Genomic DNA, 25862 nt, shown 5'->3' on the forward strand with positions numbered 1-25862 from the left:
CCAGTTGTGCAAAGTTGTAACAGCCCCGTCCCCGCAACGCCCCGTAAAAGAAATAAACCATTCAAAAACAACCACTTATCTTAATTTTCAGACTGTTACAGCCCTATAAATCTCAGATTGCCGCCTTACTGAACACTCGTTTAGTATGGCCTCAAGTCGCATCACCTCACGCCAAACAAAATAATTCGAGGATTCGCATGACTACTCAATCTTCTCTGCTCAGTCAGGTCGAAGCCGGTGTTGCCTGGATCACCCTCAATCGCACCGCTCAGCGCAATGCGCTGGACATCCCGACCCTGAAAAACCTCCACGCCCTGCTTGACGACTTCAACGCCGATCCCGCCGTTCGGGTCGTGGTGCTGACCGGCAGCGGCCGCAGTTTCTGCTCTGGCGCGGACTTGGCCGAGTGGGCCGAAGCCGAAGCCCGTGGCGCCCTGGAAACCTACGGCTGGACCGAAACCGCCCACGCGTTGATGAGCCGCTTGTACAGCCTGGAAAAACCGACCATCGCCGCGATCAACGGCACCGCCGTCGGCGCGGGGATGGACCTGACGCTGTGCTGCGACCTGCGCATCGCCGGTCAATCGGCACGGTTCAAGGCCGGCTACACCAGCATGGCGTACTCGCCCGACGCCGGTGCCAGCTGGCATCTGCCACGCCTGATCGGCACCGAACAAGCCAAGCGCCTGCTGTTTCTTGACGAGTTGTGGGGCGCGGATCGTGCCTTGGCTGCGGGCCTTGTCGGGGAAGTCTGCGCCGATGAGCAACTGCTTGATGTGACCACCGAATTGGCGACTCGCCTGGCCAACGGCCCGACATTCGCCTTCGCCCAGACCAAGCAGCTCATGCGCGAAGGCGCCCAGCGCAGCCTGCCGGAACAGCTGCAAGCCGAACTGGCCGCCGGTCTGCTCTGCGGTCGCAGCGAAGACGGCGCCGAAGCCTTGCGCGCCGCCGTGGAAAAACGCCCGGCGCGGTTTGTCGGCCAATAAGCCCGCGTCCGCCTCGCACCTATAACCCGTGAACGAACAACAGGTAGCACCATGAATTTCCAACTGACCCAAGAACAAGAAATGTTGGTGGACGCGGTACGCAGTTTTGTCGCCAAGGAGCTGCTGCCCCACGAGGAAGCGGTCGACCGCGCCGATGAAGTCTCCCCGGAGCTGGCCGCACAGATTCGCGGCAAGGCGATCGCGGCGGGTTTCTATGCCTTCAACATGCCTGAAGAAGTGGGCGGTGGTGGTCTGGATTACCTGTCTCAGGCGCTGATCGAGCGTGAACTGTCCAAGGTCTCATGGGCGCTGCATGTGTTCGTTGCACGGCCGTCGAAAATCCTCATGGCGTGTACCGGGGATCAGATCAACGACTACCTGCTGCCGTGCATCCAGGGCGAGAAGATCGATTGCTTCGCGCTCACCGAACCGGGCGCCGGTTCCGACGCCAACGCGATCAAGACTCGCGCCGTGCGTGACGGCGACGATTTTGTTCTGAACGGCAGCAAGCACTTCATCAGCCACGCCGGGCAGGCCGATTTCGCCATCGTTTTCGCCGTGACCGACACCTACGAACACAACGGCCGCCAACGCAACGCCGTCACCTCGTTCCTGGTGGATCGCGACACCCCGGGCATGACCATTCGCCGCGGTCCGAAGTGCGTGAGCAACCGTGGTTATCACACCTACGAAATGTTCTTCGACGATTGCCGCGTACCGGCGAGCAAAGTGCTCGGCGAAGTCGGCAAGGGTTGGGACGTGGCCAACGCCTGGCTGACGGCTGGACGCGTGATGGTCGCCGCCAACTGCGTCGGCCAGGCGCAACGGGCGCTCGACGTGTCGCTGCAATGGGCGGCGGACCGCAAGCAGTTCGGCCAGCCGATCGGCACCTATCAAGGCATCTCGTTCAAGCTCGCGGACATGGTCACGCAGATTCGCGCGGCCGAACTGCTGACCTTGCACACCGCCTGGAAAATGGACCAGGGCACCATGACCGATGGCGAGGCCGGCATGGCCAAATTGTTCGCCAGTGAAGTGCTCGGCAAGGTTGCCGATGAGGCGGTGCAGATTTTTGGCGGCATGGGCCTGATGGATGAATGCCCGGTGGAACGCATCTGGCGTAACGCACGGATCGAGCGGGTCTGGGAAGGCACGTCGGAGATCCAGCGTCACATCATTTCCCGCGAATTGCTGCGGCCGCTGTTGCGCTGATCGGCCTGGAGAATACGCATGTCGCAGACTATTCGTGACAACCTCAAACGCCTGCTTGCGCCGCGTCACCTGGCGTTTGTCGGCGGCCGCAGCATGGCCCGAGCCCTCAAGCGCTGTGCCGAGGGTGGCTACCTTGGCCAGATGTGGCTGGTCAATCCGCAGCATGAAAGCCTTGAAGGCGTGCCGTGTGTACGCAGCGTCGCCGAGCTGCCCTGCGGCCCCGATGCGGTGTTCATCGCGACCAACCGCGAACTGACGTTGACCTGCGTCGCCGAGCTGGCGGCCAAGGGCGCGGGGGGCGCGATCTGCTACGCCTCGGGTTTTGCCGAGACGGGCGCCGAAGGCCAGGCCTTGCAGCAACAATTGCTCAAGGCTGCCGGCACGATGGCCGTGCTCGGCCCCAACTGCTACGGCGTTCTGGACTACCTGCACAGCTCGGCGCTGTGGCCGGTGGCGCATGGCGGCAAGCCGGTGGAGAAGGGCGTCGCCGTCCTGACCCAGAGCGGCAACTTCGCCTACAACGTGTCCATGAGCGACCGCTCGCTGCCGGTGGCCTACATGGCCTCGGTCGGCAACCAGGCGCAATTGGGTGTTGCCGAGTTGATGGACGTGTTGCTCGACGAGCCGCGCGTCACCGCCATCGGCTTGCACCTGGAAGGCCTGAAGAACGTTCCGGGTTTTGCCCGGGCCGCGCACAAGGCGCTGGAGAAGGGCATTCCGATTATCGCGTTGAAAACCGGCGTGTCGCAGATCGGTGCCGAACTGGCGATCAGTCACACCAGTTCGCTGTCCGGTTCCGATGCGCTGTACGACAGTCTGTTTGCCCGCCTTGGGGTGATCCGCGTCAGTGGCCCGGTGAGCTTTGTCGAAACCCTTAAGGCCGCCGCGTGCGGCAAGCTTCCGGCTGGCAACAGCCTGATCGCGCTGGCCTGTTCCGGTGGCGATGCCGGGCTGATTGCCGACTACGCCGAACGCAATGAATTGAGTTTGCCCAAGCTGGATGAAACGCAGCGCGAAGAGCTGGCGCAGGTGTTGCCCAGCTACGCGAACCTGGTCAATCCGCTGGATTTCACCACGGCAATCTGGGGCGACGGCGAAGCCTTGAACCGCATGCTCGACAGCGCCCTGCGCACCGAAGCCGATGCAGCGATGCTGGTGCTCGATTACCCGTCGGAGTTCACCGGCGAACGCAAGGAATGCGACCTGCTGCTGGAATTGTTCTGCGCCGCGCTGGTACGGCACGGCAAGACCGGCTTCGTCACCTCGGCCTTCCCTGAACTGCTGCCGGCGCACGCTCGTGAACGTCTGCATGCGCAAGGCGTGGCGGCGCTGCAAGGCGTGGAGGATGGACTGGCGGCCTGGGGACGGATTGCCAACTATCAGCGCAATCGTCAGGCACTGCTCGATTTGGGTGAGTCAGCGCTGGTGCCGTTATGTCCGCAAGCGTTGGTCGGTGAAGGTCAGTTGCTCAACGAGTGGGACTCAAAAAAGGCCCTCCGTGCGTTTGGCCTGCCGACGCCCAATGGCGTATTGAGCACCCCGCAAAAAGCGCTGAGTGATGCCGACACGCTCGGTTATCCGCTGGTGCTGAAGGCTGTCAGTGTGCAACTGCCGCACAAGACCGAAGCCGGCGCCGTGGCGTTGAACCTCAAGGATGCCGCTGCCCTGACCGCCGCCCTGGAAAAAATGCGCGCGAGCATTGCCGATTACGCGCCGCACGTGCCGTTCGATCAACTGCTGCTGGAACCCATGGCGCCGCCGCCGTTGGCTGAATTGATTGTCGGCATCAAACGCGAAAACGACTTTGGCCTGGCCTTGATCATTGGTGCCGGCGGCATTCTGGTGGAGTTGCTCAAGGACAGTCGCAGCCTGTTGCTGCCGACCACCGAAGGCGCCATTCGCAACGCGTTGCTGAACCTGCGCAGTGCGACTTTGCTGCAAGGCTTTCGCGGTCGTGAAGCAGCGGACCTCGACGCGTTGGTGGCGGCGGTCCGTGCCGTGGCCGACTACGCCTGTGAGAACGCCGGGCAGTTGCTGGAACTCGATGTGAACCCATTGTTGGTCGGTGCCCACGGCACGACTGCGGTCGATGCGTTGATTCGCCTCGGCCACGAGTGAGGAAATGAACATGCAAACCAAGACATTGACCGGCGGCCAGGCCCTGGTGCGATTGTTGGCCAACTACGGCGTCGACACCGTGTTCGGTATTCCCGGGGTTCATACCCTGGAACTGTATCGCGGCCTGCCCGGCAGCGGCATTCGCCACGTCCTGACTCGCCACGAGCAAGGCGCCAGTTTCATGGCCGACGGCTATGCGCGGGTCAGTGGCAAACCGGGCGTGTGCTTCATCATCACCGGCCCTGGCGTGACCAACGCGGCAACCGGTATCGGCCAGGCCTACGCCGACTCGATTCCGATGCTGGTGATTTCCAGCGTCAACCACACCGCCAGTCTCGGTAAAGGCTGGGGTTGCCTGCACGAAACCCAGGACCAGCGTGCGATCACCGCGCCGATCACCGCGTTCTCGGCAGTCGCGTTGAGTGCCGAAGACCTGCCGGAATTGATCGCCCGTGCCTACGCCGTTTTCGACAGCGAACGTCCGCGCCCGGTGCATATTTCGGTGCCACTGGACGTGCTGTCGGCCCAGGTTGCCCGCGACTGGAGCCATGAAGTGGTGCGCCGTCCGGGACGCGGCGCAGCCTCGACGACGGCAGTGGATGAAGCCGTGGCCAGGCTGCACGGCGCCAAGCGGCCGATGATCATCGCCGGTGGCGGTGCATTGAATGCGCAGCAGCAATTGCACGAGCTCAGCACCCGACTGGCCGCGCCGCTGTTCACCAGTGTTGCCGGCAAAGGCTTGTTGGCCCCGGACGCGCCGTTGAATGCCGGCTCGACCCTGTGCGTCGAACATGGCTGGAACCTGATCGCCGAGGCCGATGTGGTGCTGGCCGTCGGCACCGAAATGGCCGACACCGATTTCTGGCGTGAGCGTCTGCCACTGAATGCCGAAGTGCTGCGCGTCGACATCGACCCGCGCAAGTTCAACGACTTCTACCCCTGTGCAGTGGCGTTGCACGGCGATGCCCGGCAAACCCTCGTCGCGCTGCTGCAGCGCCTGTCGCCCGCCCAGCGCGATGCCAGTGCCGCGATTGCCGCCGTCGCCGCATTACGTGACGCAGTGAAAACCGGCCACGGCCCATTGCAATCGATCCATCAGGCGATTCTTGAACGGATCGCCGCCGAACTGCCGGACAACGCCTTCATCAGCACCGACATGACCCAACTGGCCTACACCGGCAACTACGCCTTCAACAGCCTGGCACCGCGCAGCTGGTTGCACCCGACCGGCTACGGCACGCTGGGTTATGGCTTGCCGGCGGGCATCGGCGCCAAGTTCGGTGCGCCGCAACGACCAGGCCTGGTGTTGGTCGGCGACGGTGGTTTCCTCTACACCGCGCAGGAACTGGCCACCGCCGTCGAGGAGCTGGACAGCCCGTTGGTGGTGTTGCTGTGGAACAACGACGCACTGGGGCAGATTCGCGACGACATGCTCGGGCTGGATATCGAGCCGATCGGCGTGCTGCCGCGCAATCCGGACTTCGCCACTCTTGGCCGGGCGTTCGGTTGCACCGTGACTCAGCCGCAGAGCCTGGCCGAGCTGCAAACCGATTTGCGCCATGGTTTCAAGCGCAACGGTGTGACCCTGATCGAACTCAAGCACGCGTGCGCGCACTGACTTTCAATTTTTTTGCAGGGATATCGCCATGCGCTTTTCCGATCTGACTCAACGTATCGCCGGTGACGGCGCCGCCGCCTGGGGGATTCACTACCGCGCATTGGCGCTGCAAGAACAGGGCGAAGACATTCTGCTGTTGTCGGTGGGCGACCCGGATTTCGACACGCCGGTGCCCATCGTGCAGGCCGCCATCGACAGCCTGCTCACCGGCAATACTCACTACGCCGAAGTGCGCGGCAAGCGCACCCTGCGTGAAAGCATCGCCAGGCGCCACCAGCAACGCAGTGGCCAGCAGGTGTCGGCCGATCAGGTCACCGTGCTCGCCGGCGCGCAATGCGCATTGTTCAGCGTCGCCCAATGCGTGCTCAACCCCGGCGATGAAGTGTTGGTCGCCGAACCGATGTACGTCACTTACGAAGCCGTGTTCGGTGCCTGTGGCGCGGTGGTGATTCCGGTGCCGGTGCGTTCCGAAAACGGCTTTCGGGTCTTGCCCGAAGACGTCGCGGCCCGCATCACCCCGCGTACTCGCGCGCTGGCGCTGAACAGTCCGCACAACCCGTCGGGCGCGAGCCTGCCGCGAAGCACCTGGGAGGCGCTGGCCGAACTGTGCATCGCCCACGACCTGTGGCTGATTTCCGATGAGGTCTACAGCGAGTTGCTGTTTGACGGTGAACACGTCAGCCCCGCCAGTTTGCCAGGCATGGCCGAACGCACCGCGACGCTCAACAGCTTGTCGAAATCCCACGCCATGACCGGTTGGCGTGTCGGCTGGGTGGTGGCGCCGGAGTCCTTGTCGGCGCACCTGGAAAACCTCGCGCTGTGCATGCTGTACGGCTCGCCGGATTTCATTCAGGACGCCGCCGTCGTCGCACTGGAAAGCCAGTTGCCGGAGCTGGAAGCCATGCGTGAGGCCTACCGCCAACGCCGCGATCTGGTCTGCGAAACCCTGGCCGATTGCCCCGGCGTGCGCGCCTTGAAACCCGATGGCGGGATGTTCGTCATGGTCGATATCCGCGAAACCGGGCTCAGCGCCCATGCGTTTGCCAACCGCCTGCTCGACCGTCACGGCGTGTCGGTGCTGGCCGGTGAAGCGTTCGGCCCGAGTGCGGCCGGGCATATTCGCCTGGGGTTGGTGGTGGGCGCGGCACCGCTGCGTGACGCCTGCCAGCGCATCGCCCGCTGTGCCAGTGAACTAATGGAGGCTCGCCAATATGCATAACTACAAGACGTTGTTTATCGATGGCCGCTGGCAAACCCCGTCGGGGCAAGGCATCGCCGAAGTGATCAATCCGGCCACGGAAGCCGTGGCCGGTTCGGTGCCGCTGGGTGATGAGCGCGATGTCGATAACGCGGTGGCCGCCGCACGCCGGGCCTTCGGTCCTTGGTCGCGCACACCCTCGAGCGTGCGCGCCGGCTTCATCCGCGCCCTCGCCGAGCAGTTGCGTGCGGGGGCCGATGACATGGCCGCCGTGATTACCGCAGAGCTGGGAATGCCGGTGCAATGGTGCCGCTCGGTTCAGGTGGACGGGCCGATCGAGGGGCTTGAGCAATACGTCGAACTCGCCGGCCTGATGGACGAAGTGCGCGAAGTCGGCAATTCGCTGGTGATTCGTGAGGCGGTGGGCGTTTGCGCCTTCATCAATCCGTGGAACTACCCACTGCATCAGCTGATCGGCAAGCTCGCACCGGCGCTGGCTGCCGGCTGCACCGTGGTGGTCAAGCCGAGCCAGGAAACCCCGCTGCACGCCTTTTTGCTGGCGCGGATGATTGAGGCCATCGACCTGCCGGCCGGGGTGTTCAACCTGGTCAGCGGGCCAGGTTCGAAGGTCGGCGAAGCGCTGGCCAAACACCCGGACGTGGACATGGTGTCGTTCACCGGCTCCACTGGCGCCGGTGTTCGCGTGGCCCAAGCAGCAGCGCCTTCCGTGAAGCGGGTGTGCCTGGAGCTGGGCGGCAAGTCGCCGCTGCTGATTGCCGAAGACGCGGACCTGGCCGCCGCCGTGCGCTACGGCGTGCAGGACGTGATGATCAACTCCGGACAGACCTGCACCGCGTTGACCCGCATGTTGCTGCCCGCCAGTCGTTACGCCGAGGCCGTGGAACTGGCCATCGCCGAAACCCAAAGCCTGCGCATGGGCGATCCCCTGGACCCGCACAGTTTCCTCGGACCGATGTGCTCGGCGGCGCAACGGCGGACCGTGCGGGACTACATTCAGGTCGGCCAGCAAGAAGGCGCGCGCCTGTTGTGTGGCAATGACACGGCGCACGAATTCGAGCGAGGCTTCTACGTCAGCCCGACGTTGTTCGCCGATGTCGACAACCGGATGCGCATCGCCCAGGAAGAAATCTTTGGCCCGGTGCTGTGCCTGATTCCTTACACCGATGAAGCGCAGGCGATCCAGATGGCCAACGATTCGCCGTTCGGCTTGTCCAGCGGTGTCTGGGCCGGCAGCACCGAGCGCGCCTTGCAACTGGGGCGGCAGATGCGGGCGGGGCAGTGTTTTCTCAATGGCGCGGCGTTCAACTATCAGGCGCCGTTCGGCGGCTACAAACAATCGGGCAATGGCCGTGAATGGGGGGAAGAAGGGCTTAACGAATTCGTCGAAGTGAAGGCGATCCAGGTGTGATCGCTGAATGAACGCACGCGGGCCGCAGGCCTTCATGGCGTTATACCTCGCCACTTTGCTGTTGGAGGTGGCGGCCGGCTTGCTCAATTCCTGGGTGGCGTTGCGCAGGGTCGCGCTGGGCAACAGCGAGCTGGTGATCGGCTCGCTGATGGCCGTGAACGCGCTCGGCCTGGTGGTCGGCGGCCTCAGCGGATACTGGCTGGTTGCGCGCCTGGGCCATGTCCGGGCGTTTGCGCTGTGTGGCGGGCTGGCGATTGCGGCGACGCTGGGGCATGACTTCAGCACTTGGTTGCCGCTGTGGCTGGTGCTGCGGTTTGTCGTCGGGCTGGCGTTGATGACCATGTACATCGTGCTCGAAAGCTGGCTCAACGAGCAGGCTCCCAAAGGCCAGCGCGGCCGGGTGCTGGCCTGGTACATGACGGCGTCCTTTCTCGGATTGATCGGCGGCCAGCTGGGGTTGACCCTGGACGGCAGCGCCAGTCGGGCGTTGCTCGATCTGGTGGTGATCTGTTTTGCCCTGTGCCTGATGCCGATCAGTTTCACCCAGCGCCCGGCGCCAAACTCGGTCACGCCGCGAATCAACGTGCAGTCGCTGGGTTTCATCCGGCGAATCCCCCAAGCGATGTTGACGATCCTCCTCACCGGGCTGATGTCCGGTGCGTTTCATGGCTTGGCGCCGGTGTATGCCAGTCAGCAAGGGCTCGATGCCGGCGCGGTCGGCGTGTTCATGGCGACCTGCCTGGCGGCCGGCCTGCTGGCGCAGTTTCCCTTGGGCATGCTCTCGGACCGCTTCTCGCGCCCGCGATTGATTCGGCTGTTCGCGCTGGTTCTGGCATGCAGTTGCGTACCGATGATGTGGACCCCGGTCAGCCTGCCGCTGTTGTTGGTGTGCGGTTTCGTGATCGGTCTGATGCAGTTTTCGCTGTATCCGCTGGCACTCGGATTGGCCAATGACCAGGTGGACAGTCATGAGCGAGTGACGCTGGCGGCGACGATGTTGGTCGCGTTCGGTCTGGGCTCCAGTATCGGGCCGTTGTTTGCCGGGGCGGCGATGGAAATGTTTGGGGCGCGGGCGCTGTATGGCTTCTGCGCCTTGTGTGCGGTTTTGTTGGGCGGGCTGGTACGCGAAACACAGGTTGAACCCTACGCCACGTCGTAGGGGCCGATTCATCATTTTCTGCGCTTTTGATCAGGGGCAATGCAATGAGCGATAACAAAAACAACATCACTCAAGCGAACCACGAATTCAGTGTTCACCGTAGGGACTTTCTAAAATACAGCGCCGCTACGGCGGCGGTCGCCGGGGCATTCTCCATGGGTTTGCCGTTTGGCGCCTTCGCTCAGGAAGCGACGCCAAAATCGGGCGGCGTGTTGCGCCTGGGCCTGGCGGGCGGCAGCACCACCGATTCAAAAGACCCCGGTTCCTGGAGCGACACTTTCACCTTCGTCGGCTTCTCGGCGGTCTATAACACCCTGACCGAAATTGCCGTGGACGGCTCCGCGATTCCGGAGCTGGCCGAGAGCTGGACGTCGACACCGGATGCGCGCATCTGGACCTTCAAACTGCGTCAAGGCGTGACCTTCCACAACGGCAAGACTTTGACCGCCGACGACGTGGTCGCGTCGATCCAGCATCACCTCGGCGAGAAATCCACTTCAGCCGCCAAGACTGTGTTGGGCGATGTCGCCAAGGTCAGCGCCCAAGGCACTGACAGCGTGGTCTTTGAACTGCACTCGGGCAACGCCGATTTCTCCTATGTGGTCGCCGATTACCATTTGGTGATCATGCCAAGCAAGGATGGCGTACCGGATTGGCAGGCCGGTGTCGGCACCGGTGGCTATCGCCTCAAGGACTTCGAGCCGGGCGTGCGCATGACGCTGGAACGCAGCCCTGACTACTGGAAACCGGGCCGCGCGCATTTCGCCAGCGCCGAGCTGATTGCGATCTCCGACGGCGCGGCGCGGATCAATGCGCTGGTCACCGGGCAGGTCGATGTCATCAACAAGGTCGACCTGAAAACCGTGGCCTTGCTCAAGCGCAATCCGAACCTGGTGATCGAGGAAACCAAAGGTGCCCAGCACTACACCTTCCCGATGTTGTGCGACAGCCAGCAGTTCCAGAACAGCAACATCCGCCTGGCAATGAAACACGCGATCAATCGCGAAACGCTGCTGGCCTCGGTGCTGCACGGCTACGGCCTGGTCGGCAACGACCACCCGATCCAGCCCGGCAGCCGCTTCATCAACACCGCGCTGGAGCAACGCGCGTACGACCCGGACAAGGCGCGTTTCTACCTGCGCCAGGCCGGTGTCGATTCGCTCAAGGTCAAGCTGCAAGCCTCCGATGCGGCGTATGCCGGGGCGGTGGATGCATCGGTGCTGTTCAAGGAGCAGGCGCGTCAGGCCGGGATCGAGATCGACGTGGTGCGTGAGCCGGCCGATGGCTTCTTCTCCAATGTCTGGATGAAGCAGCCCTTCACGACGTCGTTCTGGTACAGCAGCCTGACTGCGGACCGGATGTTCAGCATCGGTTACGCCAAGGGCGCGGCGTGGAACGAAACCCACTGGGACAACCCGCGTTTCAACCAACTGCTGAACGCCGCCCGCGGCGAGATGAACGACCCGTTGCGCCGCGAAATGTACAACGAAATGCAGTCGCTGTGCCGGGACGATGGCGGGGCGATCGTGCCGCTGTTTGCGAGTTCGGTGGCGGCGCGTTCGAACCGGGTCGCGCACGGCGGGCAAACCGCGCCTTACGGCGAACTGGATGGACTGCGCGTCATCGAGCGCTGGTGGCAGGCCTGATCGATTTCGCGGCTGATGATGATTTTGTAGCAGCTGGCGAAGCCTGCGTCCGGCTGCGCAGCAGTCGCGAGATCAGAGCATGCGGTGTTTCAGGTAAATCGAGCACGCAGGGTTTACGACTGCTTCGCAGCCGGACGCAGGCTTCGCCAGCTGCTACAGGTCGCGTAACGGCGTAAATCCCTGTTTGATAGAACAAGGAATTGTGCAGTGAATAGTATTTTCAAGCTGTTGGCGCAGCGTTTGGCATTGGGCCTGTTATCACTGTTCGCAGTGTCAGTGATCATCTTCCTCGCGGTCGGCATGCTCCCGGGCGACATCGCCCAAGCCATGCTCGGCCAGTCCGCCACCCCGGAAACCGTGGCGGCATTTCGTGCTCAACTGGGTCTGGACCTGCCGCCGCTGACCCGTTTCGGACACTGGATCTGGCACTTGCTGCAAGGTGATCTCGGCGTCTCGCTGGCCAACCAGCGGCCCATCGCCGACCTCGTCGCCTCGCGCCTGGGCAACACCTTCAGCCTGGCGGCGCTGGCAGCACTGGTTTCGGTGCCGCTCGCCTTGTTGCTGGGGATGCTCGCGGCGCTTTATCGCAACAGCTGGTTCGACCGGTTGCTCAACACCACAGCCCTGAGCGCCGTGTCGTTTCCCGAGTTCTTCGTTGCCTACATTCTGATTCTGGTGTTCGCGGTGAAGCTCAACTGGTTCCCGAGCATTTCCAACCTCGCGCCGGACGCTTCGTTGGGCACCATTCTTGAGCGCTCGGTGCTGCCGGTCGCGACCCTGAGCCTGGTGGTCATCGCGCAGATGATGCGCATGACTCGGGCTTCCTTGATCAACTTGTTGGCCAGCCCGTACATCGAAATGGCCCGGCTCAAAGGCATCAGCCAGTCGCGCATCATCTTCCGCCACGCCTTGCCCAATGCATTGGCGCCGATCGTCAACGTGGTGGCGCTGAACCTCGCTTACCTGGTGGTCGGCGTGGTGGTGGTCGAGGTGGTGTTTGTCTATCCGGGCCTCGGCCAATTGCTGGTGGATTCGGTGGCCAAGCGGGACATTCCGGTGGTGCAGGCCTGCAGCCTGATTTTCGCGGCGACCTACATCTCGCTCAACACCACGGCGGATGTGCTGTCCATCGCCAGCAACCCACGCCTGATGCATCCGAAGGGGTAGAACATGAGCCTGCTCAAACAATTATTACGGGCGCCCTTGAGTGCCAAGTTCGGAATACTGGTGATCATCCTGTACATCCTGGTGGCGCTGTTCGCCCCGGTGCTGGCGCCGTATGGCGAAACCCAAGTGGTGGGCGACGGCTTCGCGCCGTGGAGCGGTGAGTTTCTGCTGGGCACCGATAACCTCGGTCGCGACATGTTCAGTCGCCTGGTCTACGGCGCGCGCAACACCTTGGGGATTGCCTTTCTGACCACGGTCCTGGCGTTCCTGGTCGGCGGCTTGAGCGGGTTGGTCGCAGCGATCAAGGGCGGTGCGGTCGATCAGGGATTGTCGCGGGTAGTGGACATCTTGATGGCGATTCCGCAGCTGATCTTTGCCTTGCTGATTCTCAGCGTGGTTGGCACCACGGCGACGTCGCTGGTGCTGGTGATCGCGCTGCTGGATGCGACTCGAGTGTTTCGCCTGTCGCGGGCGGTGGCGATGAACGTGGTGGTGCAGGACTTCGTCGAAGCCGCACGCTTGCGCGGTGAAGGCCTGTGGTGGCTGGTGACCCGTGAAGTGCTGCCCAACGCCGCCGCACCGCTGATTGCCGAGTTCGGTTTGCGTTTCTGCTTCGTGTTTCTGTTCATCAGCGCGCTGTCGTTCCTCGGCCTGGGCATTCAACCGCCCACCGCCGACTGGGGCAGCATGGTCCGCGACAACGCGGTGCTGATCACCTTCGGCGACATCAGCCCGTTGCTGCCCGCCCTGGCCGTGGCGTTGATCACGGTCAGCGTCAACTTCGTCGTCGACTGGATGCTGCACAAATCCAGCGGCCTCAAGGAGTGCTGAACATGAACGCCATCTACGACGAAAAACCGCTGCTGGAAATCCGTGGCCTGCACATCGAAGGCCATTACGAAGATGCCTGGCATCCACTGATCAAAGGCATCGACCTGACCCTGCAACGTGGCGAAGTGTTGGGGCTGATCGGCGAGTCGGGCGCTGGCAAATCGACCCTCGGCCTGGCCGCCATGGGCTATACCCGCGACGGCTGCCGGATCACCGGCGGCTCGGTGCAGTTCGACGGCATCGACCTGCTGCGCGCCAAACCCGAAGCCCTGCGCAAACTGCGTGGCCTGCGCATCGCCTACGTCGCCCAAAGCGCTGCGGCGTCGTTCAACCCGGCCCATCGGCTGATCGACCAGCACGTGGAAACGGCGGTGAAAAACGGTGGCATGAGCCGGGCCCAGGCGATGGCGGAAGCGGTGGAATTGTATCGGGTGTTGCGCCTGCCGAATCCGGAACAGATCGGCCAGCGCTATCCGCATCAGGTGTCCGGTGGGCAATTGCAGCGGGTCATGACCGCCATGGCCATGGCCTGCCACCCGGACTTGATCATCTTCGACGAACCGACCACCGCCCTCGACGTCACCACGCAGATTGAAGTGCTGGCGGCCATCCGTGATGCGGTGGCGACTTACGGCAGTGCGGCGATCTACATCAGCCATGACCTGGCGGTGGTCGCGCAAATGGCCGACCGGATCATGGTCTTGCGCCACGGTAAATTGGTGGAGGAAGCCGAGACCCGCAAAATGCTCGGCGATCCGCAAGAGGATTACACCAAGTCACTGTGGGCGGTCCGCAGTTTTCGCACCGAGCCAAAACCTTGCCCGCAACAGGAAAAGCCGCTGCTGGAGCTGCGCCAGAGTTGCGCCAGCTACGGCCATCAACCGGTGCTGCACGATGTCTCGTTGAGCTTGTATCGCGGCCAGACGCTGGCGGTCATCGGCGAATCCGGCAGCGGCAAGAGTTCGACCGCGCGCTTGATTACCGGGTTGCTGCCACCCACCTCGGGCCAGGTGCTGTATGACGGCGAGGCGTTGCCGGCCAACTTTCGCCAGCGCAGCAAGGAACAGTTGCGGCGCATCCAGATGATCTATCAGATCCCCGACACGGCACTGAATCCGCGTCAGCGCATTGTCGATATCATCGGCCGGCCGCTGACCTTTTACCTGGGGCTCAAGGGCAAGGCGATGCGTGCGCGGGTGGCTGAACTGCTGGAAATGATCGAGCTCGATCCGGCGACCTTCATGGAGCGCCAGCCCCGTGAGCTGTCCGGTGGCCAGAAGCAACGAGTGTGCATTGCCCGTGCATTGGCGGCCGATCCGCAGTTGATCGTCTGCGACGAAGTGACCTCGGCGCTCGATCAATTGGTGGCCGAAGGCGTGCTGAAACTGCTCAACCGGATTCAGCAGCAACTGGGCGTGGCCTACCTGTTCATCACTCACGATGTCGCCACGGTCCGAGCGATCGCCGATGAGGTGCTGGTGATGCAGCGGGGCAGGGTGGTTGACCACGGCTCGCGCAGCGCTATTTTCACCCCACCGCATCAGGATTACACCGGACTGCTGTTCTCATCCGAACCGCAAATGGACCCCGACTGGCTCGACCGGCTGTTGGCCGCGCGTGCGTTGTCCCCTTCCACTACACAGTTTGAAAGCGTCTAAGGAATTACCATGAAAGTACTGATCGTCCACGCTCATCCGGAGCCGCAATCCTTTACTGCTGCCTTGCGTGACCAGGCTATTACCACCCTCGAGGCGCAAGGGCACGAGGTTCAAGTCAGCGACCTCTACGCGATGAACTGGAACCCGGTGGCCAGTGCCGATGATTTTTCTTCACGGGAAAACCCGGAGTATCTGGTCTACGCCCTGGAGCAACGTCTGGGTGTGAAGAGCCAGTCGCTGGCGCCGGACATCCAGCAGGAACTCGACAAACTGCTGTGGGCCGACCTGCTGATCCTCAACTTCCCGATTTTCTGGTTCTCGACCCCGGCGATCCTCAAGGGCTGGATTGATCGGGTGCTGGTGTCCGGGATCTGCTACGGCGGCAAGCGCTTCTACGACCAGGGCGGGTTGAGCGGCAAAAAGGCGTTGGTGTCGGTGACCCTGGGCGGGCGTGAGCACATGTTCGGTGACGGCGCGATCCACGGTCCGCTGGAAGACATGCTGCGGCCGATCCTGCGTGGCACGCTGGCCTATGTCGGTTTCGACGTGCTGGAACCGTTCGTGGCCTGGCATGTGCCGTACATCAGCGACGACGCTCGCAAGGAATTCCTGCGCAGTTATCAGCAGCGCCTGGAACACCTCAGTGATGACCCGCCGATGGTGTTTCCGCGTTTGTCGCAGTTCGATGAGGCGTTGTATCCGTTGCCGGTCTGAATATAAATCAAGAGATCGCAGCACCGATTCCTGTAGGAGCTGCCGCAGGCTGCGATCTTTTGATTTTCCCGGGTCTAGATTTCCTTCACCGGCGTTTCACCTTCCACCCCTTTGATCAGCCCGATGGCGTGCAGGCAATCCGCCTTGTTTATATACGATTCGCCACTGGCGATGGTCTCGTGGTTCCCCGCTCTCAAGCGCCAACGCCATTGCCCCTTTCCAGTGCTCGGGGTGCCTTTGGACTGCCTGTAAATCTCGAAGTACATGTTGTTCGCTCCCTGCGATAGGTCTATGCGCGTCTTTGTGGCGCGTCGAATGCAGCCTAGCGGAGCGGGTTTATTTGGCTATCGGGCATTTGTTTCGAATAGTTTGAACACAGGCGCGCCAGCGCAGTAGACGCCTCCCTCATGCCTTCCTAAACTGAGGCGAGTCTTGGGGGATGGGAAAACGCATGAATCGCAATGAGCTGCGCAAGGCCGACATCAACCTGATGGTGGTGTTCGAAACGTTGATGCTGGAACGCAATGTCACGCGGGTGGCGGAGAAACTGTTTCTCGGTCAGCCGACCATCAGCTCGGCGCTCAACCGCTTGCGCACGATGTTCAACGATCCACTGTTCATTCGCGTCGGCCATCGCATGGAGCCGACGGCGCGGGCGGAAGAAATCATTCGGCACTTGTCGCCGGCGCTGGATTCCTTGTCCGTGGCGCTGAGCCTGACCCATGACTTTGACCCCGCCAGCAGCACCATGTCGTTCCGCATCGGGCTGTCGGACGATGTCGAGTTCGGGTTGTTGCCACCTTTGCTGCGCGCCTTGCGCCAGGAAGCACCGAAGGTGGTGTTCGTGGTGCAGCATGTCGATTACTGGCGAATTCCCGACCTGCTGGCGTCGGGTGATATCACGGTCGGTATCAGCCAGACTCGGGGCCTGCCCGCCAACGCCAAGCGCAAATTGTTGCGACACATCCAGCCAAGCATTTTGCGTGCGGATGCCTCCGACTCACCGCTGACCCTCGACGAATATTGCTCACGCCCCCATGTGCTGGTGTCCCACACCGCCAACGTCAGTGGTTACGCCGATGAATGGCTGGCCGAGATCGGTCGTACCCGCCAGGTCGTGCTGTCCGTGCCGCAATACAGCGCGTTGCCGGCCCTGTTGGCCGGGACTGATCTGATCGCCAGCCTGCCGGACTACACGGCTGAGGCGATGGCGGCCTCCGGTCTGCTGTTCAAGGAGCCGTTTCCGTTCAAGACGCCGACCCTGGACTTGTCCATGGTCTGGCTCAGCCATGTCGATACCGATCCCGCCGAACGCTGGTTGCGATCGCGCCTTGAGGCGTTCATGAGTGAACGTTTTGTGACACCACCGTCCCCGTGAACACAACCGGTCTGTGTTATATGTACGGCCTTATCGCCCACTTCCAGGAGCCCCCTCATGCCCCACCTGCACATGGAATACACCAACAACCTGCCGGAACTGAACGCCGACGTGGCGTTGATCCGGCTTAACAATACGTTGGTGGCGTCCGGTCAGTTTGCTGCCGAATTCGACATCAAGAGCCGCGCAGTCAAGGTCGAGACGTTCAAGGTCGGCACTGCGCTGGCGGAGCGGGCCTTTGTCCATGTGAAACTGGCGCTGTTGAGCGGTCGCTCGCCGCAGATCAAGAAGCAGTTGTCCGAAAGCCTGCTGGCGGTGGTGCAGGATCTGTGTGTATGGCCGACGGGCGTCGAGGTTCAGCTGGCCGTGGAAATCCTCGACATCGATCGCGAGTCCTACACCAAGGTGGCTATCAACCACTGAGTATCAGGCCGATTCCAGCTCAGCGCAGACCTGGATGATTTGCTCGCGCAGCCAAGTGTTGGCGCTGTCCTGATCGGCACGTTGACTCCACTGCATGTCGAGAGTGAAGCCCGGCAATCCGACCGGGGCTTCGCAATAACCGGAGGTCGCCTCGCTGACCAGCAATTGCTGGATGCGCCGGGGCAAGGTCACCATGAGCTCGGTGCCGGTGATCATCTTCAGTGCAGCGCTGTAGCTATTGGCGCGCGCGACGATCTGCCTTTTTTGCGCCTGTTGCGCCAGCCAGCCGTCGACCATGTTGGTGGTGGACGTCCACGGCGTCGGGAACACATGCCGACGCTCGATAAACTCTTGCAGGCTTAGGCGTGCCTCCAGCGGTGCGGCCTGTTTATCAAAGACACACACCAAATCGTCTTCCATCAGCGTGCGTGATTTGAAATCGCCGTGGCTGCGATGAAAGTTCGGTCCGAAACACATCACCAGGTCGAGGTTGCCCTCGCGTAATGGCTCGGCAGGGATATCGGTTTCGAATTTGTGCATGTTGACCATTACCGGCAGGTCGGCGACATCGAAACGCTTTAACAGGCGCGGCAGAATCAACTGCTCGAAGTATTCCGGCGCGCAGAGGTTGAAGGTGGCTGGTTGCAACGTCGGATCGAACACCTGCGCGCCGGCATGGCACAGGTTGATGTTTTCGAGGATCTTCAGCACGAGTGGGTACATGGTGCTGGCTTTGTACGTCGGGCGCATCCCCGAGCGGGTGTTGAGCAACAGTTCGTCGTCAAAAGCGCCGCGCAGCTTTTTCAGGCAGTAACTCACGGTGGACTGGCTGACGCAGAGCGTCTCGGACACCGCGGTCACGCTGCTTTGCTCGTACACCGCGACAAACACCATGAGGTCCTGCATGTCGAGTTTTCTTAGCGAGTTGCTGTTCAGCATCCATTCTGTCCCGCCATGTTCCTTGCGCTGACGGTGCGCAACGTGTGCGCATGATCGTAACGGAACGAGGGAGGCAGGAGAATGTTTTGTAGGCAGTCAGTGAATGTGTTGTGCGTAATGCCGCGGATTGAAGCGCAGCACCATCAGGATCATCAGCGCCATGACGCCGGTCAGCGCCCACCACGCCCATTCGAAGCTGCCGAGCTGGTCGCGGATCAACCCGGCCATCAGCGGCGATAGCCCGGCAATCAAATAGCCGATGCCTTGCACGAACGCGGTCAGGCCACCGGCGCGCTGCGGGTTGTCCAGATGGTCCAGCGACACGATCAGGCTCATTGGGAACAAGCCGCCGATGCCAAGTCCCAGCAGGCACGGCCAGAGCAGACTTAAATGTTGCGGGTTGAGAATGAGCCCGCAGAATCCGCCCATGATCAGGGCCAGCAACACCACCAGTACCAGGCGTCGATCGCGGCTACGGTTGGCGATGGCTGGTGTCAGCAGGCCGGACACCACTTCCATGGCCGTCAGGAAACCCAGCAGCAGTCCGGCGTTTTGTTCGCTCCAGCCTTTCTCGACGTAGTACGGCGCCAGCCAGGCCAGCACGCAGGTGTAGGACGCCGTGCCCAGACCGAAGAAGATCGCGAGTAACCAGGCGCGGGTATTGCCGAAGAAGGAGGTATTGCGTGAAGCCGTCGACTCAAGCATCGGCATCGTCGCCCGTTGCGTGAGCCAGAACAGCAATGCCACCAACGCCAGCGCGGCCCAGATTGCCAGCCCCATGCGCCAACTGCCGGTGCGGTTCATCACCACAGGTGCAAAAGAGGCCGCGATGGCTGCGCCGCCCATGATCGACGTGACGTAAAGCCCCATGTACAGCGAAACGTTGTCGCTGAAGCGCGACTTGATCAGCGCCGGTATCAACGCCTGGATCAGCGCGATGCCGACACCCGCCAGTACGGCGCTGAGGATCAGTTCGGCGGCGGAATCGAGGAACAGCCGCGACGCGGTGGCCACGCCAATAATCAGCAGCGACAGCACCACGGTGCGCTGTTCGCCCAACCTGCGGCTGACGTTGACGCCGAAGAACATCGCCAGCCCCATCGCCATCACCGGCAGCATGGTCAGCAGCGAGGCAAGGCTGAAACTCAACGGGATGTCCCCGCGAATGGTCGACAACAAAGGCCCGACCGCGGCCATGGAAGGCCGCAGGTTCAGCGCAATCAGCATAATGCTGAGCATCAGCCACAGGGCAGGACGGGAAGTTGCGCGAACGTTTTCCATCAATCGGACCTTGAGTCAATCAGCAGCCGATTAGGCGCGCGAGGCGGGGAGCCGGCAAATCAGAAAGTCTGCAGTGGTATTTAACTATTAAATAAATATCCGATGTAGCAGCTGCCGAGCCTGCGAGGCTGCGTTCGGCTGCGAAGCAGTCGTAAATTCTGACTACGCGAGCGTCTTGGATATCGAACAGCCTGAAATCACGACTGCTTCGCAGCCGAACGCAGCCTCGCAGCCTCGGCAGCTGCTACAAAGGTTGTGGTGCGCTATCAATTGTTTAGCCAACCCACACCCAAAGTTCTTCAAATCCCGATTTAACGACTTAACCGCCCGTGTGACGCTGCTGCGCATCTGTTCTCTGCGGTTTTCTCTATGGACGGTTCTCCCGTCGCACTTCCTTCCGAATTAGCCTTCTGGGCGCTGTGGCACTGTCGTCACGCGCGGCCACCAGATTCCTGCATTGCCCGTTGATTGTTCCTACGGGTCCCGCGCTGTGCGCTGGATCATACCGGCGACGCCTGTGCGTTCGCCTGACGTGCAAACAAGAGAATTCCCATGAGCAGTGCCACGCCCTCGTTCGCCACGAAGCAAGAAGCCCAGACCTTTCTCGAACAGAATCCGGATATCGAAATGTTCGAGCTGTTCATCCTCGACAACAACGGTGTGCCTCGGGGCAAGTTGCTGCACCGCGATGAACTGCTGGCGGTGTACGAAAGCGGACGTCCGTTGCCGAGCACTATTCTCGGCTTGACCATCAACGGCGATGACGTGGAAAACTCCGGTCTGGTCTGGGACGTCGGCGACATCGATTGCCGGGCTTATCCGGTCAGTGGCAGTTTGACCAGAATGCCGTGGCGCTTGATTCCGACAGCGGCGGTGCAGGTCAGCATGCATCCGCAGGAAGGCATGCCGGCGACCATCGCCGATCCTCGACATCTGTTGGCAAAGGTTATCGAAGGCTTGCAGGCCGATGGTTATTACCCGGTGATGGCGGCTGAACTGGAGTTCTATCTGCTCGATCAACAGCGAGACAGCAACGGCCGGCCGCAACCGGCGCGCGATGTCGATGGCGGCCGGCCGCGCGGCACTCAAGTCTATGGCTTGCGTGAACTGGAGCAGATCGAGCCCTTCCTGGCCGATCTGTACAGCGCCTGCAAGCTCCAGGGCATTCCTGCGCGGACAGCGATTTCCGAATATGCACCGGGGCAAGTGGAAATTACCCTCGAGCACCGTACCGATGCGTTGCAGGCGATGGACGAAGCGGTACGTTACAAACGACTGGTCAAGGGTGTTGCCCATAAACACGCAATGGCCGCCTGCTTCATGGCCAAACCGTTCGATGACCTGGCCGGCACTGGCATGCACATGCACGTCAGCATTGCGGACAAGGATGGTAATAATCTGTTCGCCAGCGAAGCCGCGGACGGCACGCCACTGCTCAGGCACGCGGTGGGCGGCATGCTCGCCACGTTGCTTGATTCGTTGCTGTTGTTCTGTCCGAATGCCAACTCCTATCGTCGCTTCCAGACCAACAGCTACGCGCCACTGGCGGCTACATGGGGTGTGGACAACCGCACCGTGAGTTTGCGCGTGCCGGGCGGGCCGGCGTTTTCCCGGCATATCGAACATCGCATCTGTGGTGCCGATGCCAACCCGTACCTGGCCGCCGCAGCGATCCTGGCCGGTATCCATCGCGGTATTCGTGAGCAACTCGACCCGGGCGCTCCGGTGGAAGGCAATGGTTATGCACAGGCGACGCACTTGTTGCCGACGGACTGGCTGACCACATTGCGGGCGCTGGAAAGTTCGAGTTGGGCCCGGGACGCGTTCGGCGGTGAATTCCTCGGCGTTTACCTGGCGGTTAAACGCGCCGAATACCGGCAGTTCATGGGCGAAGTGGGTGAGCAGGACTGGCGGTGGTACCTGAACCAGGCCTGAACCATTCTCAAATAAATTAAAAGTTTTGCTTTAGTGACAGGAGCCAACTAATCGTTGGCTTCTTTTTCACAAAAAATTGATGGTTTGCTACCTAAAATTACTGCTGTCTCGGTCAATGAATTTTTCACATTGGCCGCAGGCACTTCTTTTCAGGAACAGCCGATCATCATGTTGAAGATTAAAGCCGTGCGCCCCGAATGGGTGACACTGATTGCCAGCGCCTTTTTATTGGCGGGTTTCAATTTAGTTCTCTGGCAACACCTGTTTGAAATCACCGCGTCCGACGGTAAAGGCATCGTCATGCGTGTGGCATTCGGGGTGATGATCCTGGCGGCTTTCAACATTGTGCTGACTTTGCTCGCCTTCCGACGGGTGATGAAGCCGGTCTTGACGCTGATCTTCATGATCAGCGCCGGGGTGGCGTACTTCATGGGGCAATATGGCGCACTGATTGACACCGGTATGTTGCGCAACTTTGCGCAAACCAACGCAACGGAAGTGCGTGACTTACTCTCGGTTAAGTTGTTTGTTTATATTCTGCTGCTCGGTGTTCTGCCATCGTGGATAGTATGGAAAACACCCGTTGATTATCGCCGCTGGCACCGTGAGTTATTAAGTAAGGTGTTGGTCAGTGTTGCTTCTGTTGCCGTTATCGGCGGGGTCGCGCTGATCAACTATCAGGGCCTGTCTTCATTGTTTCGCAATCACCATGAATTGCGCCTGATGGTAGTGCCAAGCAACTACATCGGTGCCTCGTTTGGCTACCTGCGTGAGCAAGTTGTGTCGTCGCACCAACCCTTTGTCAAAATCGGCGAAGACGCCGAGCGCAACCCGACCTGGCAGAACCATGGCCGCAAATCCCTGACGGTCCTGGTGGTGGGTGAAAGTGCCCGGGCCGAAAACTTCGGCATCCTCGGTTACAACCGCGACACCACGCCGAAACTGGATAAGGAAGCCGGCCTGATCGCTTTCACGGATGTGCATTCCTGCGGCACGGAAACCGCCGTTTCCGTGCCGTGCATGTTCTCCAATATGGGCCGCAAGGATTACAACGCCGGCAAGGCGAAGAATGAAGAAGGCCTGCTGGATGTGCTCAAGCGCGCCGGCCTCGACGTGATCTGGCGTGACAATCAGTCAGGCTGCAAAGGCACGTGCGACCGTGTCACCCTCGACGACGTCAGTAACCTGAAAGACCCGGTGCTGTGCGCCAACAGCGAGTGCCGCGACGAAATCCTGCTGCAAGGTTTGCAGCACTTCATCGATACCCTGGATAAAGACACGGTGTTGGTGTTGCACCAAATGGGCAGTCACGGTCCGGAATACTTCAAGCGTTATCCGAAAGAGTACGAGCGCTTTACCCCGGTGTGTGAAAGTAACGCGCTGAACAATTGCAGCCGCGACAGCATTGTTAACGGGTACGACAACACCTTGGTCTATACCGACCATGTGCTGTCGACCCTGATCGATCTGTTACGCAACAATCAGGACAAGGTCGATACCGCGATGCTCTATCTGTCGGACCACGGCGAATCCCTGGGCGAGTACAACTTGTTCCTCCACGGCACGCCTTACATGCTGGCGCCGGAACAACAGAAACGTGTCGCGATGCTGGCCTGGTTCTCCGACAGTTATCAAAAGTCGTTCTCGGTCGACACCCATTGCCTGCAACTGAGTCGTGACAAACCCTTGAGCCAGGACAACCTGTTCCACTCGATGCTCGGCTTGCTGGAGGTCAACAGCAAGGTCTACAACCAGGATCTGGATATGTTTGCCGGATGCCGTGGTGCCGTGATCGACGGCGTGTTGGCCAAAGAGTGAATGCTTCGACCTGTTTTTCATACTCCGGCCGCTAACCTGCGGCCGTCGAATCCTAGAGCCATCGCATATGTCCGCTCAGCCCCCTTCCGCCATAGAACTTGAGTTCGCCAGGCGCTACGACCAGGAACACGCGCGCGTCTGCCTTGAGCCGCGACCTCGTGGCCTGGCCGAACGCCTGACGTTATGGCGTGACGAGCAACGGGTGCGCAACGCGCTCAAAGTCGCCGGCGAGCCGGGACTGGTGCTCGATGTGGCTTGTGGTATCGGGCGCTTCTGGCCGGTGCTGGCCGAACATTCGAACCGGGTGATTCTCGCGTCAGATCCGTCGCAGGACATGCTTAATCACGCCCAGACACATCACACGCAGGACCTGCTCAGGCGGGTCAAGACGTTTCAGAGTTCAACGTTCACCATCGGTCTGACGGCCAATGCGGTTGACTGCATTTTTTGCATGGAGCTGTTTCAACACATCGTCTCCCCCGAGCATCGGTTGGCCATGCTGGAAGAGTTTCATCGAGTCAGCCGCGATACGGTCATTGTCGCGTTGCGGGTCGAATCTCGTTTCCCCCGGCGATCAAGCGCAGAGCGCGCTACCGCCCGCTCGCTCGTTAGCAGGGCGGACGTAGAAGCCGAGTTCAAGCGAGCCGGTTTCCGCTTGCTCAGTCATCAGGATTTCCTGCCGGGTTGCGCGCGGATGCGGGTCTACGTACTGCGTAAGACCGGTTAGGCTCCATTTGTCAGACAAATCTTGCAGTTCGGCAGGTAATTTCGCTAAAGCTCTTGTTCAGTGGATGCGCGGAAATCGCCGGGGGCGATATATACTGCGCGCCATTCTTCAAGGGAGAGCCGTGTGGCCATCGATATTCACTGGATTCGCGACAACGATAGCCTCGGTCAGTTTTGCGCCGAGTGGCAGCAGCTGCCTTTCGTTGCCCTCGACACCGAATTCATGCGGGTCGACACCTTTTACCCGATCGCTGGCCTGCTGCAGATCGGTGATGGCGTACGCGCTTACCTGATTGACCCGCTGACCATTGATAACTGGCAACCGCTGTCCGCGTTGCTGGAAAACCCGGCCGTAGTCAAAGTCGTCCATGCGTGCAGCGAAGACCTCGAAGTCTTGCTGCGCCTGACCGGCAGTCTGCCGGCGCCGTTGTTCGATACCCAATTGGCCGCCGCTTACCTGAACCTGGGTTTTTCCATGGGGTACTCGCGCCTGGTGCACGAGGTGCTCGGCATCGACCTGCCGAAGGGCGAGACGCGCTCCGACTGGCTGCAACGCCCGCTTTCCGACACGCAGATCAGCTACGCCGCCGAAGATGCCCTGCACCTGGCGGAAGTTTTCGTACAGCTTCGTCCGAAACTGTCTGACGACAAATACAACTGGGTATTGGAGGACGGTGCCGAGCTGGTGGCCAATCTGCGCCGCGAGGTCGACCCTTACGAGGTCTATCGCGAAGCCAAACTGGCCTGGAAACTCTCCCGTGCCCAACTGGCCGTGCTGCGCGAACTCTGCGCCTGGCGTGAGCGCGAGGCCCGCGCCCGTGATCTGCCGCGCAACCGTATTGTCCGTGAACATTCCCTGTGGCCGCTGGCGCGGACTCAACCGGACAACCTCGGCGCGTTGGCGAAAATCGAAGACATGCATCCGCGTACCGTGCGTCAGGACGGCGAATTTCTGCTTGATCTGATCAAACGCTCAGGCAGTGTGTCGCCTGAGCAGTGGCCACCCGCTGTGCCTGAGCCCTTGCCGGTGGATGCTGCTGCGCTGGTCAAACAGCTGCGCGCCATCGGCCAGGCCGAAGCCGAGCGCCTGAACATCGCGCCGGAGTTGATGCTGCGCAAGAAAACCCTGGAAGCGCTGCTCAAGAGCGGCTACCCCAACGGTCCTTACCAATTGCCTGATTCGCTGCGTGGCTGGCGCCGCGAATTGATGGGCCAAGCGCTGCTCGACAGCCTGGCCACCGCCGGAGAACAGCCTTGAAACGTATTTGCTCCATCTACCGAAGCCTGAAGAAAAACGAGATGTACCTCTATGTGCTCAAAAGTGACGCACTGGAGCGCGTCCCGGAAAGTCTGATGGCCGCGTTCGGCAAGCCCCACCACGCTTTCGACCTGGTGCTGACCCCCGAGCGCAAATTGTCGCGCGAGGACATCACTGTGGTCCTGGAAAACCTCGAAAAGCAGGGTTATCACCTGCAAATGCCGCCGGCTGAAGACGAGTACATCGAGCATTTGCCAGAAGAGTTGCTGCGCCGTAACGATCCGATGTAACCGGCAGACAGGCTCTGTTCAGAGCCTTTATGAAACACTGGAATGATTTTGGCGATGGCCGTGACGATGGAGCAA

The 25862-nt window shown here is 61.2% G+C and carries 22 protein-coding genes; 19 read left to right on the top strand and 3 right to left on the bottom strand.

Annotated features, from left to right (window positions below):
- Window positions 1-197: 197 nt before the first annotated feature.
- The 12 genes from ACA052_RS06745 (at window position 198) to ACA052_RS06800 (ending at window position 15739) form a co-directional block, all read left to right on the top strand.
- Window positions 198-989, top strand: a complete 792-nt coding sequence (locus ACA052_RS06745) for an enoyl-CoA hydratase/isomerase family protein (protein ID WP_497648951.1) — start codon at window positions 198-200, stop codon at window positions 987-989.
- Window positions 990-1040: 51 nt separating this feature from the next.
- Window positions 1041-2201 (top strand): acyl-CoA dehydrogenase family protein, encoded by a 1161-nt coding sequence (locus ACA052_RS06750; protein ID WP_497648952.1) that lies wholly within the window; start codon window positions 1041-1043, stop codon window positions 2199-2201.
- 18 nt (window positions 2202-2219) lie between these two features.
- Window positions 2220-4319 (top strand): acetate--CoA ligase family protein, encoded by a 2100-nt coding sequence (locus ACA052_RS06755; protein WP_497648953.1) that lies wholly within the window; start codon window positions 2220-2222, stop codon window positions 4317-4319.
- A 10-nt stretch (window positions 4320-4329) separates the two neighbouring features.
- Entirely contained in the window at window positions 4330-5937 is a 1608-nt protein-coding gene (locus tag ACA052_RS06760; protein ID WP_497648954.1) for a 5-guanidino-2-oxopentanoate decarboxylase, read from the top strand.
- A gap of 28 nt (window positions 5938-5965) precedes the next feature.
- Window positions 5966-7156 carry a pyridoxal phosphate-dependent aminotransferase gene (locus ACA052_RS06765; RefSeq protein WP_497648955.1) on the top strand — a complete coding sequence of 397 codons (1191 nt, stop codon included), beginning with the start codon at window positions 5966-5968 and terminating at the stop codon, window positions 7154-7156.
- A complete protein-coding gene (locus ACA052_RS06770) occupies window positions 7149-8564 on the top strand; it encodes an aldehyde dehydrogenase family protein (RefSeq protein WP_497648956.1) in 1416 nt (471 codons plus the stop codon). Before ACA052_RS06765 ends, ACA052_RS06770 begins: the two co-directional genes overlap by 8 nt.
- Before the next feature lie 7 nt (window positions 8565-8571).
- The gene (locus ACA052_RS06775) at window positions 8572-9723 is read left to right on the top strand and encodes an MFS transporter (RefSeq protein ID WP_497648957.1); all 1152 of its coding nucleotides are present in this window, start codon (window positions 8572-8574) and stop codon (window positions 9721-9723) included.
- Window positions 9724-9767: 44 nt separating this feature from the next.
- A complete protein-coding gene (locus ACA052_RS06780; protein WP_497648958.1) occupies window positions 9768-11369 on the top strand; it encodes an ABC transporter substrate-binding protein in 1602 nt (533 codons plus the stop codon).
- Window positions 11370-11576: 207 nt separating this feature from the next.
- Window positions 11577-12536, top strand: a complete 960-nt coding sequence (locus ACA052_RS06785) for an ABC transporter permease (RefSeq protein ID WP_497648959.1) — start codon at window positions 11577-11579, stop codon at window positions 12534-12536.
- Between the two features lie 3 nt (window positions 12537-12539).
- Window positions 12540-13367 carry an ABC transporter permease gene (locus ACA052_RS06790; RefSeq protein ID WP_497648960.1) on the top strand — a complete coding sequence of 276 codons (828 nt, stop codon included), beginning with the start codon at window positions 12540-12542 and terminating at the stop codon, window positions 13365-13367.
- Between the two features lie 2 nt (window positions 13368-13369).
- Complete coding sequence (locus ACA052_RS06795; protein WP_497648961.1) at window positions 13370-15025, top strand: ABC transporter ATP-binding protein; 1656 nt, start codon at window positions 13370-13372, stop codon at window positions 15023-15025.
- Window positions 15026-15034: 9 nt separating this feature from the next.
- Window positions 15035-15739 (top strand): NAD(P)H-dependent oxidoreductase, encoded by a 705-nt coding sequence (locus tag ACA052_RS06800; protein WP_497648962.1) that lies wholly within the window; start codon window positions 15035-15037, stop codon window positions 15737-15739.
- Between the two features lie 74 nt (window positions 15740-15813).
- Here the strand turns inward: ACA052_RS06800 and ACA052_RS06805 are convergent, their stop codons facing one another.
- A complete protein-coding gene (locus ACA052_RS06805) occupies window positions 15814-16005 on the bottom strand; it encodes a YegP family protein (protein ID WP_497648963.1) in 192 nt (63 codons plus the stop codon).
- 185 nt (window positions 16006-16190) lie between these two features.
- Between ACA052_RS06805 and ACA052_RS06810 the strand changes: the two genes are divergently transcribed.
- Both ACA052_RS06810 and ACA052_RS06815 read left to right on the top strand, forming a co-directional pair.
- Window positions 16191-17117 carry a LysR substrate-binding domain-containing protein gene (locus ACA052_RS06810; protein WP_497648964.1) on the top strand — a complete coding sequence of 309 codons (927 nt, stop codon included), beginning with the start codon at window positions 16191-16193 and terminating at the stop codon, window positions 17115-17117.
- 57 nt (window positions 17118-17174) lie between these two features.
- Window positions 17175-17540, top strand: a complete 366-nt coding sequence (locus ACA052_RS06815; RefSeq protein WP_497648965.1) for a 5-carboxymethyl-2-hydroxymuconate Delta-isomerase — start codon at window positions 17175-17177, stop codon at window positions 17538-17540.
- A 3-nt stretch (window positions 17541-17543) separates the two neighbouring features.
- Here the strand turns inward: ACA052_RS06815 and ACA052_RS06820 are convergent, their stop codons facing one another.
- On the bottom strand, window positions 17544-18479 hold the full coding sequence (locus tag ACA052_RS06820; RefSeq protein ID WP_497648966.1) for a LysR family transcriptional regulator: 936 nt from the start codon (window positions 18477-18479) through the stop codon (window positions 17544-17546).
- A gap of 96 nt (window positions 18480-18575) precedes the next feature.
- Window positions 18576-19760: a cyanate transporter gene (locus ACA052_RS06825; protein ID WP_497648967.1), complete on the bottom strand. Its 1185-nt coding sequence runs from the start codon at window positions 19758-19760 to the stop codon at window positions 18576-18578.
- Window positions 19761-20312: 552 nt separating this feature from the next.
- Here ACA052_RS06825 and ACA052_RS06830 point away from each other — a divergent pair.
- From ACA052_RS06830 to ACA052_RS06850, 5 genes are all read left to right on the top strand, one after another.
- Window positions 20313-21695 (top strand): glutamine synthetase family protein, encoded by a 1383-nt coding sequence (locus ACA052_RS06830; RefSeq protein WP_497648968.1) that lies wholly within the window; start codon window positions 20313-20315, stop codon window positions 21693-21695.
- Between the two features lie 168 nt (window positions 21696-21863).
- Window positions 21864-23513, top strand: a complete 1650-nt coding sequence (locus tag ACA052_RS06835) for a phosphoethanolamine transferase (protein ID WP_497648969.1) — start codon at window positions 21864-21866, stop codon at window positions 23511-23513.
- Window positions 23514-23580: 67 nt separating this feature from the next.
- Window positions 23581-24240 carry a class I SAM-dependent methyltransferase gene (locus tag ACA052_RS06840; RefSeq protein ID WP_497648970.1) on the top strand — a complete coding sequence of 220 codons (660 nt, stop codon included), beginning with the start codon at window positions 23581-23583 and terminating at the stop codon, window positions 24238-24240.
- A gap of 123 nt (window positions 24241-24363) precedes the next feature.
- Window positions 24364-25497, top strand: coding sequence for a ribonuclease D (gene rnd, locus ACA052_RS06845; RefSeq protein ID WP_497648971.1), 1134 nt, complete (start codon window positions 24364-24366; stop codon window positions 25495-25497).
- Complete coding sequence (locus ACA052_RS06850; RefSeq protein WP_007898694.1) at window positions 25494-25787, top strand: YcgL domain-containing protein; 294 nt, start codon at window positions 25494-25496, stop codon at window positions 25785-25787. The genes rnd and ACA052_RS06850 overlap by 4 nt, the downstream gene beginning before the upstream one ends.
- Window positions 25788-25862 lie beyond the last annotated feature (75 nt).

It is taken from the genome of Pseudomonas sp. LBUM1644, from assembly GCF_059716195.1.